Below are 17,040 nucleotides of genomic sequence, written 5' to 3'. Positions count from 1 at the left end.
TCGTACCGTGCGAGCGGGAGCGACGGTAGTGAGCGACTGAGCGCAGCAAAAGGTCGTTAGTCGGCAGGATGGAACCGTTCGAGCGCACCCTGGACCGACTCGTTGAGTCCGACGAGCGTGATACGATCGCCCTGTTGGAGTTCGAAGTCGCCGTCGGGGACCTTGTTCTCGCCGTTGCGGCAGACGAGTGCGATCAGACAGCCCTCGGGGATCGCGCTGCTGAGGTCCGCGATGGTCTTGCCCGCGACGTCCTTGGCAGTGACCTCGAACTCCTGGACGTCGCCCGACCGGCCGAGTTCGGTCATCCAGTTCCAGAGTGCAGGGCGTTCGATCCGGTTGTCGATCGCCCACGAGGTGGCCTCCGTCGAGGAGATAGTGTCGACGTCGAGATCCGCGAAGGCGTCGACGTTCTCCGGACGGTTGACCCGCGAGATGACCCGATCGGTATCGAACGTCGTGGCCGCGAGCTGGGCAACGAGGAGATTGACGTCGTCGTCACCGGTCGTCGCGACGACTGTCGAGGCGTTCTCGGCCCCCGCCGACCGCAACACGTCACTGTTGGTGCCGTCGCCGACGTGAACCGTGAACCCCTCGTTCCGGGCGGTCGTGACGATCGACTGGTCGTCCTCGACGATCACGACGTTCTCACCGCGGGCTTCGAGCCGCGTCGAGAGATCACGGCCGACCTTCCCACCACCGACGATGAGCGCACGCATGGGGATCACGTCGAGATACTCCGCGAAGTATCTGGCGAGTCCGCCCTCGAACACCACCGTGGCGAAGATCACGAGGAAGACGGTCCCCACGAGCGTCGTCGCCGCCGCATCGAGCCCCTCGGCCTGGAGCCGCACCGCGAACAGCGTCGCCACCGAGGCCGGGATGATCCCCCGCGGCCCGACCAGGCTCATGAACACGCGCTCCTCGCGAGTGAACCGATCACCGGTGGTCGAGAGGAAGACGAGGAGCGGCCGGAACACGAGCGCCACGACGACCACGACGGCGAGGCCGCCGAGGTCGAGCGGGAGGTCCTGGAAGTTGAGCAGTGCGGCGAGCGCGATGAACACAAAGGAGAGGACGATCAGCGTGACGTCGCCCTTGAACTCGGTGATCTCGGCCTCGTAGGGGATATCGAGGTTGCCGACGATGATCCCGGCGGTCGCGACCGCCGCGATGCCGGCCTCGGAGGTCCAGCTGTTGGCGAGGCCGTACGCCACCAGCGCGCCGGCGAGTACCAGCAGGCGAGCGTTCCGCGGAGCGTTGCCCGGCGAGAGGTCGACGTACCGCAGCAGATACCAGAGCGCGCCGGCGACCGCCGTGCCGACGAGGAGACCGACACCGATCTTCGTCAGGAACTCGGCGACGATTTCGACGGTGCCGAACCCCTCGCCGAGGACGACGACCTCGAACACCACGACCGCGAGGACCGCGGCCGTGACGTCGTTGACGATCCCCTCGGTTTCGAGTGCGGTCCCGACACGGTCGCGGACCGGCACCACGTCGAGGATCGGCGAGATCACGGTCGGGCCGGTGGCGACCAGCAGCGCACCGATCAGGAAGGCGATGTCCCACGGCGTCGCAAGCGCGTAGTGGACCACCGTGGCGGTGCCGACGAGCGAGATGGCTGCGCCAAGGGTGACGAGCCGAAACGACGCCGAGGAGGCCTGTCGGAGGTCCTCGATGCGGAGATGAAAGGCCCCCTCGAACACGATGATCGCGACCGCGAGGCCGACGATCGCCGAGAGCGCGCCGCCGAACGTGTCGACGGTGACGATCCGTTCGGGAAGGACGAACCCGGACAACGGACCGAGAAGGAGCCCCACCGACAGCAGAAAGATGATGCTCGGCACACGGAACCGATCGCCGAGCACCTGGGAGACGATCCCGAGCGCGACGATTCCCGCAACGAGCGCGATCAGCTCAGCGCCGCCAGTTGCCACTCATACTCCTCCACATGGCGTTTTTCATGGGAGCCGCACACATAAGCCCACTCACTCCTCATCGGCGTCACGAACGACACCCACCTACCGTCCGTAGAGCCGCTCGATCTCGTCGGCGTAGCGGTCGAGGACGTTCCGGCGTTTCTTCTTCATCGTCGGGGTCAGGAGGTCGTTGTCCTCGGTGAACTCCTCGGGCACCAGCGCGAACTTCTTGATTTTCTCGTGGGCCTCGAAGTCCTCGTTGACGGTCGTGACGGTTTCCTGAACGTACTCTTGGACGCGCGCGTCCTCACAGAGCGCCTGGGAGTCGTCGGGGAGATCGATCCCCTCGTCGGCGGCCCACTCGCGGACGTGGGCCTCGTTCGGCACGATCAACGCGCCGACGAACTTCTCCCCGTCGCCGACCGCCATGCACTGCTCGACCGCCGAGTGCTGGGCGAACGAATCCTCGATCGGGCCCGGCGCGACGTTCTTGCCCGTCGAAAGCACGAGAAGCTGTTTCGAGCGCTCGCGGAACGTGATATACCCATCTGGCTGTTGCTCGACGACATCGCCGGTCCGGAACCATCCTTCGGAGAAGGCGTCCTCGGTTTCCTCGGGCCGATTCCAGTAGCCATCGGTGACGTTCGGGCCGCGGACGAGGAGTTCGCCCACCTCGCCCCCGCTTTTCGCGGCGAGGTCGTCGGCCACGACCGTCGAATCGATCCGGACTTCCTCGTCGTGGACCGGCGGACCGATGGTGCCGACTTCCGGCTCCTCGGGTGGGTTGACGCTGACGACCGGTGCGGTCTCGGTCAGGCCGTAGCCTTCGAGGATCGGGACCCCCATTCCATGAAAGAGTTCGGCGAGGTCGGGCGAGAGGCTGCCGCCGCCGCTGATGAGGAACTCGACGTTGCCGCCCAGTGCCTCCCGAACCTGGCCGAACACCAGGCGATCGGCGACCGCGCGCTTCGCGCGGAGCCCGATCCCGGGCGAGTCCGCGGTCTGGTAGGTACGCCCGATCTCGACCGCCCACTCGAAGATCCGTTCGCGCACTGCGGACTCGGCCGCCTGGTCGCGGATGGCGTCGTAGAGCTTTTCGTACACGCGAGGCACGCTCGCGCCGGTGGTGGGCTGGAGGAGTCCGAAGTCCTCCTGGAGGGTGTCGGGACTCTCGGCGTAGCCCACGGTCGCGCCGGCCGCGAACATCAGGAAATGTCCCGAGAGCCGCTCGAAGACGTGGGCAAGCGGGAGGAAAGAGATCGCCTCGGAATCGGTGTCGATCGCGGGCGTGTCGCCCTTGTCGGGCCGCGGACCGAACCGGCGATAGACCTGATCGACGTTCGATTTGAAGTTCCGGTGGGTCAGCTGGACGCCCTTCGGCTGGCCGGTCGTGCCCGAGGTGTAGATCAGGCTGGCGAGGTCGTCGGGTGCGCGGTCGTCGAGCCATCCCTCGTACGCATCGGCATCGAACGCGCCGACGCCGCGCTCGTGGACCTGCGCGAGCGTGAGCACGTCGTCGCGGTCGCCGTAGCCGTCGATCTCGTCCATCGAAACCACGAATTCGAGGTCGAGTTCGTCCTCGACCGCCAGCACGCGTTCGAGGAGTTCCTCGTTTTCGACCACGACGCCCGTCGCGCCGGGATCGTCGAGGAGATACTCGACCTGATCTGGCGAGGAGCCCGTGTAGACGGTGGTGACGACCCCGCCAGCAGCCAAGAGCGCGAAGTCAGTCTGGGCCCACTCCATCCGGGTGTTCGCGAAGATGCCGACCCGATCGCCCGCCTCCACACCGAGGTCGCGAAACCCGGCTGCGAGTCGTCGGACCGACCGGCGCATCCGGGCGTAGCTCAGGCTCGCGTACTCGCCGTCGGGGGCGGTCGGGAGAACGGGACCGGCGAGCGAGCGGTCGTAGATCCCACCCTTGTACCGCTGGGCCACCAATTCGGCGTTCCGGCGGGTGCTCGCCTCGAACATCTTCGGAACTGTGGTCTCGCCGAGAACATCGCTCTCGAACGACGCTTCCGCATCCTGCCAGGCCATGCCTCACACTGGGACGGGAGTCATAATAAAAGACAGCAACCTCCCTCCGACGAGCACTCACCACGTTCACCCGAACGCGAGTCGCGGGGACGGAGTCAGACAGCGACGTAGGCTGCAACCCCAAGTCCGAAGAAGATGACAGCAGCCACGACGGCGACGGGGGCTGGAACCGATCGTCCGTCACGGGTGGTATCCGTTCCGGCACCGTTTCGCAGCCAGAGGACACCGAGCGCGCAGCACCCGACACCAATGACGGCACCGAAAACCGCTGAGGTGGTGATGGCGGGATCGACGCCGAACTGGAAGAGGGCGACCAGACCGGCCACGAGAAACCCAACGCCGGCGAGACGTGAACTATCCATACCGGCGCACCGTTCTTTTTTCACAAAGCTGTTGTGTTACTGTTCGTCGAGGGCGGCGAGCACGCCTCGGGTGTTCAGCCGCTCCTCGGCACGGGCCTTGCGCTCGCCCCACACATCGACCATCTCACTCGTCTCGACGAAGTGTTCGATCACCGCTTCGTCATCTCCCAGTTCGGCGCGTTTGTCCGCCACGGCCGCGACCCACTCTTCGAGGACGCGCGCGTACTCGGTCATCAGCGCGTCGTCGTACTCGCGGGGGCCGAAATGGCCGAAGCAGAGCACGTCGGGCTCGATCTCGCGGATGGTCTCGACGTCGTCGAGGCAGGCGTCGAGATCGAAGTTCGAGGGGGGCGAGGTCTGACGGATCCGCTCGATCCCGGGAATCCAGATGCCGGCGGCATCGCCGGTGAACAGCGCGTCGGTCGCGCGGTCATGAAACATCACTTGGTGGGGTGCGTGGCCTGGCGCGTGGTGGACGTCGAGCGTTCGATCCCCGAGGTCGATCGCGTCGCCGCCCGCGATCCCCTCGATCCGATCCTCGGGGACGGGTTTCGGTTCGGCGTAGAAGCTCCACTGGTCCTCGACGGCGGCCTTGGTGCCCGCGACGAGAGCCTCGGGATCGATCAGATGAGGAACCCCGATCTCGTGAGTCATGACCGTGGCGTTCGGGCACGCCTCGGCGAGGTAGCCCGCGCCGCCGGCGTGATCGAGGTGGACGTGGGTCGGGAGGATGTAGGCGAGATCCTCGCGGGCGATCCCTACCTCGTCGAGGGAAGCGAGGATGTTCTCGTAGCGCGTACCGATCCCGGTGTCGATCAGTGCGGGTCGTTCGGCGTCGAGGAGGTACACCGCGCCGTACTCCTCGGTGTCGTACATCCCGGTGTCGACGTAGTAGAGATCCGGACACCCCTCGACTGCGAAGACGTCGCCGATGGCCATGCCGACCCCACGCGAGGTGGGCCCAAAAGTCCCCCGCAGGGAGCACGGTGTCGCTGGATCGTGGTCGGGATACAGACGAAGAGAACGGATCGTGGTCGAGATACGGACGGGAACGATCGTGAGACCGGTCTGGCCCCGGATGGCGTCGATTCCGTCACTTCCATCGACAAAGACTTCTCTCCGGGAGTGAAACCGCCGACAAATGCTCAGCAGACAGTATCTCCGCGACCACACCGACGAGGTCCGGCAAGCGCTCACCGATCGCGGGGCCGACGACGTCGATCTCGATCGCGTGCTCGAAATCGACACGGAGTGGCGCGAGCACAAGAACCGGGGCGACGAGCTCCGCCATGAGCGCAACCAGATCAGCGATCGGATCGGCGATCTCAAAGCGGCCGGCGAGGACGAGGAGGCCGAGCACGCCATCGAGCGTTCCCAAGAGCTCAAAGACGAGATCCAAGAGGTCGAGGAACGTGCCGACGAACTCGAAGCAGAACTCGACGACGCTCTCCTCGAAATTCCGAACGTCCCCCACGAGAGCGTTCCTGTGGGTGCGGACGAATCGGACAACGTCGAGGTCCGCCGCGAGGGGTTCGACGATCTGCGCGACCTGGCCGATCCCGTCGTGCCCCACTACGACCTCGGCGAGGAGTTGGATATCCTTGACTTCGAGCGCGGCGCGAAGGTCACGGGTGGGGGGTTCTATTTCCTGAAAGGCGATGGCGCGCGCTTGGAGCACGCGCTGATCCAGTTCATGCTCGACGTCCATCGCGAACAGTCATACGTCGACGTGTTCCCCCCGATCCCGGTCAACTCGCGATCGATGACCGGCACCAGCCAGCTCCCGAAGTTCAACGAGGACGCCTACCGGGTCGGCGGGGACGAGCACGAGGGCTACGACGACGACGATCTCTGGCTCTGTCCCACCGCGGAGGTGCCGGTGACGAACATGTACCGCGACGACATCCTGCTGGACGACGATCTTCCCCTCAAGCACCAGGCGTACACGCCGAACTTCCGGCGCGAAGCGGGCGAGCACGGCACCGAAACCCGCGGGATCGTCCGCGTTCACCAGTTCAACAAGGTCGAGCTGGTCAATTTCGTCCGTCCCGAGGAGAGCTACGACCGCCACGAAGAGCTCGTCGAGGAGGCCGCCGAACCGCTGCGACGGCTCGGGCTTCCCTACCGGGTGCTTCACATGTGTACCGGCGATCTCGGGTTCGCGCCCGCGAAGAAGTACGATATCGAGGTGTGGGCCCCCGGCGACGACATGGACGACGGCCCCGAGGAGGGCGGGCGGTGGCTCGAAGTCTCCTCGGCGTCGAACTTCGAGGACTTTCAGGCGCGTCGGGCCGGCCTCCGGTACCGCCCGGAGCGCCACGAGTCGGCGGACTATCTCCACACGCTCAACGCCTCGGGGACCGCGGTCGGGCGCGTGATGGTCGCCATCCTCGAATACTACCAGAACCCCGATGGCACGGTCGAGGTGCCCGAGGCGCTCCGGCCGTACATGGGTGGTCAGGAGGTCATCGAGGGCCACGAACCCGTCGGCGAGAGCGCGGTCGGGGCGGGCAGGAAGGAGTGAATCGCCGGCGGCGCACCGGAACGGTCCCGAACGATCGATCTCAGTCGGTGTAGGTTCGAATGCGTGCTATCGATCCGTTCTCGACGGTGTGGACATCGACGAACCCGAACAGTCGTTCGCCGTCCGCACCGAGCAGCCGTCCACGGACGGCGACCTCGCCACCGGTCTCGGTTCCCGTAGCCACGTCCCCGCTGGGTTCGTCGGTATAGATCGCATCGAGTTCGTGAGTCGTGTCGGTGCGGGGACGGTCGTCGCGCATGAACACGACGAACGCCTCGCGCCCCCCGAACGTCCGGTCGGGACGCTCGTGGACGAAGTCGGCCGCGAGCAGGCCGGCGAGATCATCGTACCGGCTCTCGTCGATGGCGGCGTAGTACGATCGAACGACAGCCGTCGCGCTCATACGCGCGGATCGGCGGTCGGAGAGAAGAACCTGACGACACTATCGGTACGACCCGAGCGGACGGCAGGACGACTGGGGACTCTCGGAGTGGGCGACGCACGCAGCATCCCTGGTCCGGACTGTCCCAGCCGACGGACGGCGGGCTCAGCAGCCGTTTTCGGGATCGCCGTCGAGCACGCCCTCGGGGAGATCGGCCCCGACGAGAGCCGCCCACTCAGCGAGATGGGTGTGTCCCTCGCGCCGTGACATACTGTCTCAATCGAAGTGTCTTCGCCGATCGATATAACAGTTGTGTCGGTTCGGTACGGAGTCGTCCGCAGACGTTCAGGGAATGATGCGCTCGCCGTCGTCGTAGACCGCGATGGCGTCGACGGGGCACGCTCTCGCGGCGAACTTCGCATCCAGCTCCGCGTCGTCGGGAATCTCGCGGACGACCGTGGTGCCCTCGCGGTCGGCGTCGCCTCGCGCTGCGGTGCTTTCTTCGCGTTCCTCGCCGTCGACGAGGATCGCCTTCCCGGCGTCCTCGTCGGCCTCGAACCCGTCCCACTCGGCGACGCACTGGAACATCCCGATGCAGGTGTCGCGGTCGTACTCGATGCGCATACCAGCGATTTCGGCGGCGCGGACATATGGCTGACGGCAAGCCGACAGCCCGGTCCGAGCCGAGAACCACGACGCGCCGTCGTGAGTATTTGGGTTTCTGGGTGGCGCGCGGGAGCGGAGCGCGGCGCGACCGAAGGGAGGGCCGCGGACGTGAACGGGGAGCGAAGCGAGCCGTGAGCAGCGAGTGCAGGCACGTCAGAGCGTAGCTCTGACGGTGGATGACTGAGGGAGCGAACGAAGTGAGCGAGCGAAGGAGTCGGCTGGGGAGGGTGTGGCTGTCGCGGTGCGGTGGCGGTCTCTCATTTGAGTCGGTACTCGCGGCGGTCGGCGTGACCGAGTTCACCAGATCTGCCCCGTGACGAACGGGTGCTGTTTCGCGCTGTTCACTTCCGCCGTGCGAGACAACAGTTTAAACCGAAGAACGGGCAGAGAGTAGGTAATGAACGTCTCGGCGCTGTCGGGCGTCCCCGAGTGGCTGCCCGACCATCTACAGGAGGAGGGGATCGAGGAGCTCTACCCCCCACAGGCGGAAGCGGTCGATGCGGGCGTCACGGAGGGCGAGAGCCTGGTCGCGAGCGTCCCGACCGCGAGCGGAAAGACCCTCGTCGCCGAGCTCGCCATGTGTGCGAGCGTCGCGCGCGGCGGGAAAGCGCTCTACATCGTCCCGCTGCGCGCGCTCGCAGGTGAGAAGCGTACTGAGTTCGAGGCCTTCGAGGAGTACGGTCTCAGCGTGGGGGTCTCCACGGGGAACTACGAGTCCGACGGCGAGTGGCTTGCGACGTGTGACATCATCGTCGCCACCTCCGAAAAGGTCGACTCGCTCGTGCGCAACAACGCGCCGTGGATCGACGACCTCTCCTGTGTGGTGAGCGACGAGGTCCACCTCGTCGACGACGGCCATCGCGGCCCCACCCTCGAAGTCACGCTCGCGAAGCTCCGCCAGCGAAATCCGGGATTGCAGGTCGTGGCGCTGTCGGCGACGATCGGCAATCCAGAGATTCTCGCCGAGTGGCTCGACGCCGAGCTGGTCGACTCGACGTGGCGGCCGATCGACCTCAAGAAGGGTGTCCACTACGGCCAGGCCATTCACTTAGAGGACGGCGAGCAGCACGAGCTCGGGGTCAGAGACGGCGAGAAGCCGACCGCCGCGATCGTCCGCGACACGCTCGACGACGGCGGCTCGACGCTGGTGTTCGTGAACTCGCGGCGCAACGCCGAGGCGTCGGCGCGGCGGCTCGCCGACACGGTCGAATCACGACTCACCGACGAGGAACGCGAGCGGCTGGCGGACGTGGCCGCCGAAATCCGCGACGTGAGCGACACCGAGACCAGCGAAGACCTCGCGAGCGCGGTCGAGCGCGGCGCGGCCTTCCACCACGCGGGACTCGCCTCCGACCACCGCGAGCTGGTCGAGGACGCCTTCCGTGAGCGCGCGCTCAAGGTGGTTGCGGCGACGCCGACCCTCGCCGCCGGCGTCAACACCCCGAGCCGGCGGGTGGTGGTGCGTGACTGGCGACGGTACGACGGCGAGGCGGGTGGGATGAAGCCCCTCTCGGTGCTGGAGGTCCACCAAATGTGCGGGCGTGCCGGACGGCCGGGACTCGATCCCTACGGCGAATCACTCCTGCTCGCCAACAGCCACGACGAACTCGACGAGCTCTTCGACCGGTATATCTGGACCGAACCCGAACCCGTCCGCTCGAAACTCGCCGCCGAGCCCGCCCTCCGTACCCACCTCCTTGCCACCGTGGCGTCGGGCTTCGCGAGTTCGCGGTCCGGACTCCTCGAATTCCTCGATCGGACGCTGTATGCAACCCAGACCGACGAGAACGGTCGGCTGGAGCGGGTTACGGACGACATGCTCGACTACCTCGTGGTGAACGACTTCCTCGATCGCGATGGCGAGGAGCTCCAGGCCACGTCGCTCGGCCACACCGTTTCGCGGCTCTACCTCGATCCGATGAGCGCTGCCGAGATCGTCGACGGGCTCCGCGCGGCCGACGACCGTCCGAGCGCGCTCGGACTCTTTCATCTCGCGAGTCGCACGCCCGACATGTACGAGCTCTACCTCCGATCGGGCGACAGCGAGGAGTACACCATGCTCGCCCACGAGCGCGAGACCGAACTCCTGGGGAGTGTGCCGAGCGAGTTCGAGGACCGGTGGGAGGACTGGCTCTCGGCGCTCAAAACCGCGCGCATGCTCGAAGACTGGGCGAGCGAACTCGACGAGGGCGAAATCACCGATCGGTACGGAATCGGGCCGGGCGACCTCCGCGGGAAGGTCGACACCGCGGAGTGGCTCCTCTCCGCTGCGGAGCGACTCGCCGGCGAGCTCGGTCTCGAATGGGCACCAGCCGTCAGGGAGGCCAGAACTCGGGTTCAGCACGGCATCCAGTCCGAACTGATCGACCTCGCTGGCGTGCGCGGCGTCGGCCGCAAGCGCGCCCGCCGGCTCTTCGAAACCGGGATCGAGACCCGCGCCGACCTCCGCAACGCGGATAAACCCGTCGTGCTCGGTGCGCTCCGCGGTCGACGGAAGACCGCCGAAAACGTCCTCGACAACGTCGGCCGGGCCGATCCCTCGATGGAAGGCATCGAGCCAGAAGGATCGGTGATCGTCGAGAGCGGGGGGTCGAACAGCCAGGAAGACGGCACCGCAGCGCGAGGCGAAGCCGACCGCGAGGACCAGTCGAGTCTCGGTGAGTTCTGATGGCGATGGTCAAGCGGGGTGAGCGCTGAATGGAACTCGTCGAGGGGCGGGCGACGATCGAGGACGTCGATCGGTTCGTCGCGAGGCTCGGCGTGATCGGCGACGATCATGGGTGTGCGATTCAGGCGTTCGACGCGCGCTATATCGTCTCGCGCGGCCACCTCGAACGTGCGCTCGAACTGGCCGATCGTGCGCGGGCGCGCGACGAGGCGGTCGCACGGGAGCGCGCGGTCGAGATACTGCTGTACGCCGCCGGACGCCGCCAGATCGAACGCTCGCTCGAACTCGGGGTCGACGCGGGCGAGGGATCGGTCGTCGTGGTCGTGGCGGCGGACGAGGACGGCGAAACGAACGACGAGCGGGCGGCTGCGGCGGCAGTCGTGGAGCGACTCGACACCGCTCGTGTCCTCAGCGAGACCGACACGCTCGACGAGTTCGACGAAGCGCGCGTTCGGGACTTCTTCGGGATCGGCGATGCGGAACTCGCGGCCACGCACGCGGGACTCGACGCCCTGGTGGGCGAGCGGGTCGCACTGCTCGACGTCGAGAAGTGAGTGGGGTTTCCGAAAGGTCATGCCCGCCGCGAGCGGAGCCTACGTATGCGAACCGGGTCGACGGCACGCGTCGAATCGAAGCGGGTCGAGGTCGCCGTCGACGGAGATTCGGTCGAACTGCGATATCTCGCTGCCGGTCAGACCGAGGCCGACGAGTCGCCGATCGTCCTCCTGCATGGGATCGGGCTCGACGCCGCAGGCGTCTCGTGGAAACACCTCCTTCCGCATCTCGCTCGGGAAAACCAAGTGTTCGCGCCCGATCTGCCTGGCCACGGCGAGAGCGACGCACCGGACGTCGCGTACACGACCGACTACTATCGTGAGACGCTCCAAGCCTTCCTTGCGACGCTCGACGTCGAGAGAGTGCGCCTCGTCGGCATCTCGATGGGCGGCGCGCTCGCGCTCGGTCACGCACTCGACAGCGAGCGGGTCGAACGACTGGTTCTCGTAGACAGTTACGGACTGGGACGGGACGCGCCGTGGCGACCGGGTGGGTACGGCCTGCTCCGCGTGCCGGGGTTCGATCAGTTCCTGAGCGCGGGGTTCGGCCTGAACCCGGCTGCCGTCGCGGGCAGCCTCGCGGGCCTCACCGTCGCCGCATCCCCCGAATTCGTCGCCGATGTACAGAAATCGATCACGCCGGGAGCGGCCCGGGCGCTCGCCAGGTGGCAGCGCAACGAGTTCCGGGCGAGTGGGCTCCAAACGTGCTATCGCGACCGACTCGACGAACTCGATGTGCCGACCCTCCTGATTCACGGGCGCGAGGACCCGATCTTCCCCGTCGCGTGGTCCGAGCGGGCCGCGGAGCGGATTCCGGGGGCGAGGTGTGAGATCATCGAGCGATGTGGACACTGGCCGCCGCGAGAGCAGTCCGAGAAATTCAATCGCGCCGTTGGCGAGTTTCTCTAATCGTCGACCTCGTCGAGGAGGACGACTGCCTCGCCGTCGATGGCGGTCACGTCGTCGGTCGTGACTCGCGTCGCGATCCGATAGCGATGCTCGCCGAGGTCCTCGACGATCTCGCACTCGGCGGTCGCGCGCTCGCCGATCCCGACTGGGTTTTGGAACTCGACGTCCTGAGAGAGGTAAACCACCAATCCTGGAAGGCGGGCGAGCGCGGCGCTGATGAGCCCGGAGGCGAGCGTGCCGTGGACGATCCGACCACCGAAGCGGGTACGTTCGGCGAAGCTCTCGTCGAGGTGGAGAGGGTTGGTGTCGCCGCTGGCACGCGCGAACGCTCGGACGTCGGCATCGGTGAGCGTTTTCGTGAACCGGACACGATCGCCGACCGAGAGTGCGTCGCGTCGATGTTCGGTGAGATCGACTTCCCACTCCGGACGCTCCGCGCCGGCCAGCGCGCCCTCGGCCGGCGTGTCGTCGGTCTCGTGCCCGCCAAACGCCGCAAGTGCGGCCCGGTTCGCTTCGAAGACGTTTTCGAGAAACCGGGTCGAGCCGCGGAGCCACGCATCCGCGAACGTGTCGTGCCGAGATCCGGAACTCATTGACAGTAGTTATCATCCCCGAGAATACTTAAACGATGCTAAGCGGAAGCGTCGACGATCGGTCGATAGCACCGTTTTTCGGGCGAGTAACACGTCGGAGCGCGAAACATCGTTCAGCAGGATGGCGGGAGTGACAGTCGGTTTGCGGTGTTCGAAGGAACTCTATGGCAATAAATGGTATTGGAGGGAAGTCTTATGTCGTCTGGACGAGTAGACAGGGGTAAGCGATGACCGACAACGACGAGACGACGTGGCCGCCGGCACAATGGGCTGAGCAGTTCCAAGAGGCGGGCGAGCAGGCCGTCGAGCGACAGACGGAGTTCGCTCGCCAGATGATGACCGCGGGCATCGGGTCGGGGCCGAACGGGCTTCCGGAGTTCGCGGCGTCGAGCATGGGAACGGCGACGTTCAAGACCCGTGTCCAGAGCGGCGGCCGGATCTCGATCCCCGACGCCGAGCGCGAGGCGCTCGACATCGAGGAGGGCGACATCGTCCAAACCGTCGTCGTGCCGGTCAAACGCAATCGCGAGGACGACTCATGAGCCAGTACACAACCCCCATCGACGCAGCGTTCGCAATGCAACGATCCGCGATCACCAGCAGCCACGAGGCGATGCAGCAGGGCCTCGACCTCCAGCGGACGGCTGGCCGCCTGGCGCTCTCGGGCCTCGAAAGCCAGGAAACGATCCAGCGCCAGGGCGTCGAGCTGCTCCACGCGGCAACCGAAAGCTACCTCGATAGCGTCGCGGCGACCGTTCCCGCCAGCGGGACCGGCGTCGAGCAGGTCCGCGAAGCGACCGACGAGGGGTTTGCCCGGCTGACCGCCGCCCATGCCGAGACCTTCGACGCGTTCGAGCGCGCGGCCGAGGAAACCCTCGATAGCCACGACGAGCTTGCGGTCTCGTCCACCGAGGCGGTCGGCGAAGGAGTCGAGGAGCTGCTCGACGCCCACGAGGAACTCCACGAGGAGACCCTCGCGACGATCGACGAAGCCGAGGAGCGAACCGAGGAGTTCGAGGACGCGTTCGAAGCGCAGCTCGACGAGCAGCTCGAACGCACGGAAGAACTCCAAGAGCAGTTCGAGGCGCGGATGGACGACCAGTTCGACGAGGCAGCGGCGTTCCAGGAGCGCCTCCGCGAGCAGGCCGCGGCGTTCGAAGAGCAGCTCCAGTCCCAGACCGAGGCGTTCGAGATCGCGGTCGAAGACGAGACGGCCTGAGCGGCAACACACCTTTTAGCCACCACCCGACCACAACCCACCATGAGCGAGATGAACCCGGAGGACGTACAGGAGAACTGGGCGGCGATGATGACCGAGATGAACGACGCGGTCGCGAACTCCTTCGAGCAGAACATGGAGGCCCAAGCCGCGTTCATGGAGTCGTGGATGGGCGCGTTCGAGGGGTCGATGCCCGACGAGGGAACCACGAAGGAGGGGATCGAGGGGTACGAGCGCGCCGTCGACGTCTGGATGGAGGCCGCAGAGCAGATGACCACCCGGCTCACCGCGGCCGCCGAGGGAGAAGACGTCGACGTACAGGAGCTCCGGGACATCTGGCTCCAGAGCGCGAACGAGGCCTTCTCCGAGGTGATGGGCACCAGCGCGTTCGCCGCAGGAACCGGCGAGATGGTCGGGAACCTGATGGAGCTCCAAGAGGACGTCGACGACCTGAGTCAGGACACGCTCGAAGCGCTCGGCTTTGCCACCCGCGACGATATCGACGAGGTGGGTGAACGTCTCGTCGAACTCGAACGCCGCCAACACGAGGTGTCGAAGAAGCTCGACCGGCTGCTGGAGGACGAATGAGCGACCGCGGTACGGGGGCGTTCAACCCGTTCACGACGGCGCTCGACGCCCAGCGCCGGAGCTTCGAGGCCGCCGCCGAGGCGGTCGAGAAGACCACGGTCGCGCCCGAGCAGTTGAACCAGATGCTCTCGGTCGAGGTGGGCGAGACCCCGAGCGAAGTAGTGTATACCGAGAACAAGCTCGAACTCCTCCACTACGAGCCGCGGACCGACGAACAGCACGACGTGCCGATCCTCGTGATTTACGCGCTGATCAACAAGCCGTTCATCCTCGACCTCCAGCCCGACCGGTCGGTGATCCGGCGGCTCCTGGAGGCGGGCTTCGACGTCTACATGATCGACTGGAACGAACCCTCCAGGCTCGATCAGCATCTCACCCTCGACGACTACGTGAACCGATACATCGAGAACTGCGTCGACGAAGTCCGCGAGGAGTCGGACCAGGATTCGATCAATATTCTGGGCTACTGCATGGGTGGTACGATGTCGGCGATGTACGCCGCGCTCCACCCCGAGAAGGTCCGGAATCTCGGGCTGATGGCCGCCGGGCTCTGTTTCGACGACACTGGAGGAGTACTCGAACTCTGGGGCGACGAGGAGTTCTTCTCGCCCGACGAACTCCGGGCGACCTACGGCAACGCACCCGCGGAGATGCTCGATGTGGGCTTCGCGTTGATGGATCCCGTCTCGAACTACGTCTCGAAGTACGTCCGCCTGTACGACAACCTCGACAACGACGACTTCGTCGAAAACTTCGGGCGGATGGAGCGGTGGCTCTCGGAGGGAATCGATGTCGCGGGCGCGACGTTCGCCCAGTTCGTCGAGGACATCTATCAGGACAACAAGCTCTACGAGAACGAGCTGTACCTCGGCGGTGAGCGAACCGCCGGTTCGCGATCCTCGTCGGGCGAGCGAAGCGAGGCGCAACCAGAGGGAGCGTGGTCCGAGACGCCTTCGGCGTCTCGTCATCACGAGAGGCGCGACGCGCCTCTCGAACGACCTCGGAACGGCGAACGGCGAAGCCGTGAGCGAAGCGAGTCCGACGGCGGCGAGCGCGCTGACGGCGGCGAGCACGTCGATCTCGCGAACATCGACATGCCCGTCCTCCAGATCACCGGCGAGTACGACCATCTCATCCCCTCCGAGACGAGCAAACCGTTCAACGACGTCATCGCGAGCGAGGACACCGCAATCATCGAGTATCCGACGGGCCACATCGGGCTCTCGGTCTCGGGTAGCTCCCACGAGAACGTCTGGCCGCAGGTCTGCGAGTGGTTCGAGGAACGGTCACAGCTCGACACCGAGGCCGCCGAAATAGAAATCGAGAGTGCGAGCGAAACGGCCGACGACGTGGCCGCTAGCGATGATGGAAGCGACGCAGAGGCTGACGACGAGTCGGGTCTCGAAACCGTTTCCGGGATCGGTGACACCTACGCCGCGCGGCTACGCGGGGCGGGGGTCGAGACGACCGCGGACCTCGCGGCCGCCGACGCTGCAACTGTTGCCGACGCTGCCGAAGTGTCCGAGAGTCGCGCTACCGAGTGGATCGAACAGGCGTCCTGAGTTGCGGCCAACGGGTTGTAGAGAGAACGCTTTTCAGCCGTCGAGCGGTCGGATGGGGACCGGACGCGGGCCGTGATCGGTCCCCTCGACGACCGCCTCGACGCCGAACACATCGGCGAGCAGTCCCTCGGTCACGACGTCGGCCGGCGGGCCCCAGTCGTAGACCGCGCCGTCTTTGAGCGCGATGAGGTAGTCAGCGAAGCGTGCAGCCTGGGCGATGTCGTGGAGCACGACCGCGACGGTGACGCCCTTCTCACGGTTCAGCCGTCGTACCGTTTCCATCACCCGAAGCTGGTGATGGAGATCGAGGAAGGTGGTGGGCTCGTCGAGCAGGAGGACGTCGGTTTCTTGGGCGAGCACCATCCCGATCCACGCGAGCTGGCGCTGGCCGCCGCTGAGCTGGCCGACTTCGGTGTCACGGAGGTGATCGATCCCCGCGAGGTCGATCGCGCGCTCGACCGCGGCGCGATCGGCGTCGTCGACCGACTCGAACGTGCCGCGATACGGGTATCGGCCGTGAGAGACGAGGTCCTCGACGGTGATCGAGCCGGGCGAGTCGTTCTCTTGGGAGAGGTGGCCGAGTTCGCGGGCGAGCTCCTTCGAGCCGTACTCGTTGATCGCGCGGCCGTTCAGCGCGACCGCGCCGCCGTCGGGCGCGAGGTGATCGGAGAGCGTTTTGAGCAGCGTCGACTTCCCGGAGCCGTTCGGGCCGACGAGCGCCGTCATCTCGCCCTCGGGGATGTCGACACGCGTACACTCGACGACCGGCTCCTCGGTGGTCGGATAGCTGATGGCGAGATCCTCGCCGACGAGCGCACTCCGTGGCGGCTCCGCGTCGTCCGCCGCGGCTTGACGATGGACCGCCTCGCTTGCAGCCGACGCCGCGGTCACACCACCGTCGGTCACGCGAGGCGAGTCCGACGTGGATCGCGAATCGGCGGTTCGCTCGTCCTCGTCGGTCGTCGCCGATCCAGTCCGTCGCTCGTCGTCCATGCGTTTTAGGTCTCCCTAAGGGCTCAAAACCGTTTCGGCTGTCTCCCTCCGGTGAGGACGC

At 66.3% G+C, this 17,040-nt stretch carries 16 protein-coding genes; 8 read left to right on the top strand and 8 right to left on the bottom strand.

The features are described 5' to 3' along the window. Positions 1–56: 56 nt before the first annotated feature. The 4 genes from PHA81_RS05610 to PHA81_RS05595 form a co-directional block, all read right to left on the bottom strand. Positions 57–1,937 (bottom strand): cation:proton antiporter, encoded by a 1,881-nt coding sequence (locus tag PHA81_RS05610; RefSeq protein WP_005039689.1) that lies wholly within the window; start codon positions 1,935–1,937, stop codon positions 57–59. An 84-nt stretch (positions 1,938–2,021) separates the two neighbouring features. Then, positions 2,022–3,959: a long-chain fatty acid--CoA ligase gene (locus PHA81_RS05605; RefSeq protein WP_273835739.1), complete on the bottom strand. Its 1,938-nt coding sequence runs from the start codon at positions 3,957–3,959 to the stop codon at positions 2,022–2,024. 95 nt (positions 3,960–4,054) lie between these two features. Next, the gene (locus PHA81_RS05600) at positions 4,055–4,321 is read right to left on the bottom strand and encodes a hypothetical protein (RefSeq protein ID WP_005039693.1); all 267 of its coding nucleotides are present in this window, start codon (positions 4,319–4,321) and stop codon (positions 4,055–4,057) included. 36 nt (positions 4,322–4,357) lie between these two features. Further along, entirely contained in the window at positions 4,358–5,260 is a 903-nt protein-coding gene (locus PHA81_RS05595; protein WP_005039696.1) for an MBL fold metallo-hydrolase, read from the bottom strand. Between the two features lie 202 nt (positions 5,261–5,462). Here PHA81_RS05595 and serS point away from each other — a divergent pair, with 202 nt between their 5' ends. Next, the gene (gene serS, locus PHA81_RS05590; protein ID WP_005039699.1) at positions 5,463–6,845 is read left to right on the top strand and encodes a serine--tRNA ligase; all 1,383 of its coding nucleotides are present in this window, start codon (positions 5,463–5,465) and stop codon (positions 6,843–6,845) included. 40 nt (positions 6,846–6,885) lie between these two features. Here serS and PHA81_RS05585 read toward each other — a convergent pair whose 3' ends face one another. After that, positions 6,886–7,248: a nuclear transport factor 2 family protein gene (locus PHA81_RS05585; protein WP_005039701.1), complete on the bottom strand. Its 363-nt coding sequence runs from the start codon at positions 7,246–7,248 to the stop codon at positions 6,886–6,888. A gap of 324 nt (positions 7,249–7,572) precedes the next feature. Beyond that, positions 7,573–7,851: a ferredoxin gene (locus tag PHA81_RS05580; RefSeq protein ID WP_005039703.1), complete on the bottom strand. Its 279-nt coding sequence runs from the start codon at positions 7,849–7,851 to the stop codon at positions 7,573–7,575. A gap of 439 nt (positions 7,852–8,290) precedes the next feature. Here PHA81_RS05580 and PHA81_RS05575 point away from each other — a divergent pair, with 439 nt between their 5' ends. The 3 genes from PHA81_RS05575 to PHA81_RS05565 are packed head-to-tail and all read left to right on the top strand — an operon-like array spanning position 8,291 to position 12,024. Further along, positions 8,291–10,561, top strand: coding sequence for an ATP-dependent DNA helicase (locus PHA81_RS05575; protein WP_273835736.1), 2,271 nt, complete (start codon positions 8,291–8,293; stop codon positions 10,559–10,561). A gap of 29 nt (positions 10,562–10,590) precedes the next feature. After that, positions 10,591–11,115 (top strand): KEOPS complex subunit Cgi121, encoded by a 525-nt coding sequence (cgi121, locus tag PHA81_RS05570; RefSeq protein WP_005039707.1) that lies wholly within the window; start codon positions 10,591–10,593, stop codon positions 11,113–11,115. A 45-nt stretch (positions 11,116–11,160) separates the two neighbouring features. After that, positions 11,161–12,024 carry an alpha/beta hydrolase gene (locus PHA81_RS05565; RefSeq protein ID WP_005039710.1) on the top strand — a complete coding sequence of 288 codons (864 nt, stop codon included), beginning with the start codon at positions 11,161–11,163 and terminating at the stop codon, positions 12,022–12,024. Here the strand turns inward: PHA81_RS05565 and PHA81_RS05560 are convergent. Next, positions 12,021–12,617, bottom strand: a complete 597-nt coding sequence (locus PHA81_RS05560) for a MaoC family dehydratase (RefSeq protein WP_005039711.1) — start codon at positions 12,615–12,617, stop codon at positions 12,021–12,023. The two genes, PHA81_RS05565 and PHA81_RS05560, sit on opposite strands and share 4 nt — an antisense overlap. A gap of 227 nt (positions 12,618–12,844) precedes the next feature. Here PHA81_RS05560 and PHA81_RS05555 point away from each other — a divergent pair, with 227 nt between their 5' ends. Genes PHA81_RS05555 through PHA81_RS05540 form a run of 4 tightly spaced genes read left to right on the top strand, consistent with a single transcriptional unit; the run spans position 12,845 to position 15,986 of the window. Beyond that, a complete protein-coding gene (locus tag PHA81_RS05555; protein WP_005039714.1) occupies positions 12,845–13,159 on the top strand; it encodes an AbrB/MazE/SpoVT family DNA-binding domain-containing protein in 315 nt (104 codons plus the stop codon). Further along, complete coding sequence (locus tag PHA81_RS05550) at positions 13,156–13,836, top strand: hypothetical protein (protein WP_005039717.1); 681 nt, start codon at positions 13,156–13,158, stop codon at positions 13,834–13,836. Before PHA81_RS05555 ends, PHA81_RS05550 begins: the two co-directional genes overlap by 4 nt. A gap of 42 nt (positions 13,837–13,878) precedes the next feature. Then, positions 13,879–14,424: a poly(R)-hydroxyalkanoic acid synthase subunit PhaE gene (locus tag PHA81_RS05545; RefSeq protein ID WP_005039719.1), complete on the top strand. Its 546-nt coding sequence runs from the start codon at positions 13,879–13,881 to the stop codon at positions 14,422–14,424. Beyond that, positions 14,421–15,986, top strand: a complete 1,566-nt coding sequence (locus PHA81_RS05540; RefSeq protein ID WP_005039721.1) for an alpha/beta fold hydrolase — start codon at positions 14,421–14,423, stop codon at positions 15,984–15,986. Before PHA81_RS05545 ends, PHA81_RS05540 begins: the two co-directional genes overlap by 4 nt. A 33-nt stretch (positions 15,987–16,019) precedes the next feature. On the opposite strand, the gene PHA81_RS05535 is transcribed toward PHA81_RS05540, so the two are convergent. Beyond that, complete coding sequence (locus tag PHA81_RS05535) at positions 16,020–16,979, bottom strand: ABC transporter ATP-binding protein (protein ID WP_005039723.1); 960 nt, start codon at positions 16,977–16,979, stop codon at positions 16,020–16,022. Positions 16,980–17,040: the final 61 nt, after the last annotated feature.

The sequence above is a fragment of the Halococcus sp. PRR34 genome (assembly GCF_028617175.1).
In the GTDB taxonomy this organism is placed as follows: domain Archaea; phylum Halobacteriota; class Halobacteria; order Halobacteriales; family Halococcaceae; genus Halococcus; species Halococcus salifodinae.
Note: the sequence above shows the minus strand (reverse complement) of the source record. Positions and strands in the feature narration are given on the sequence as shown.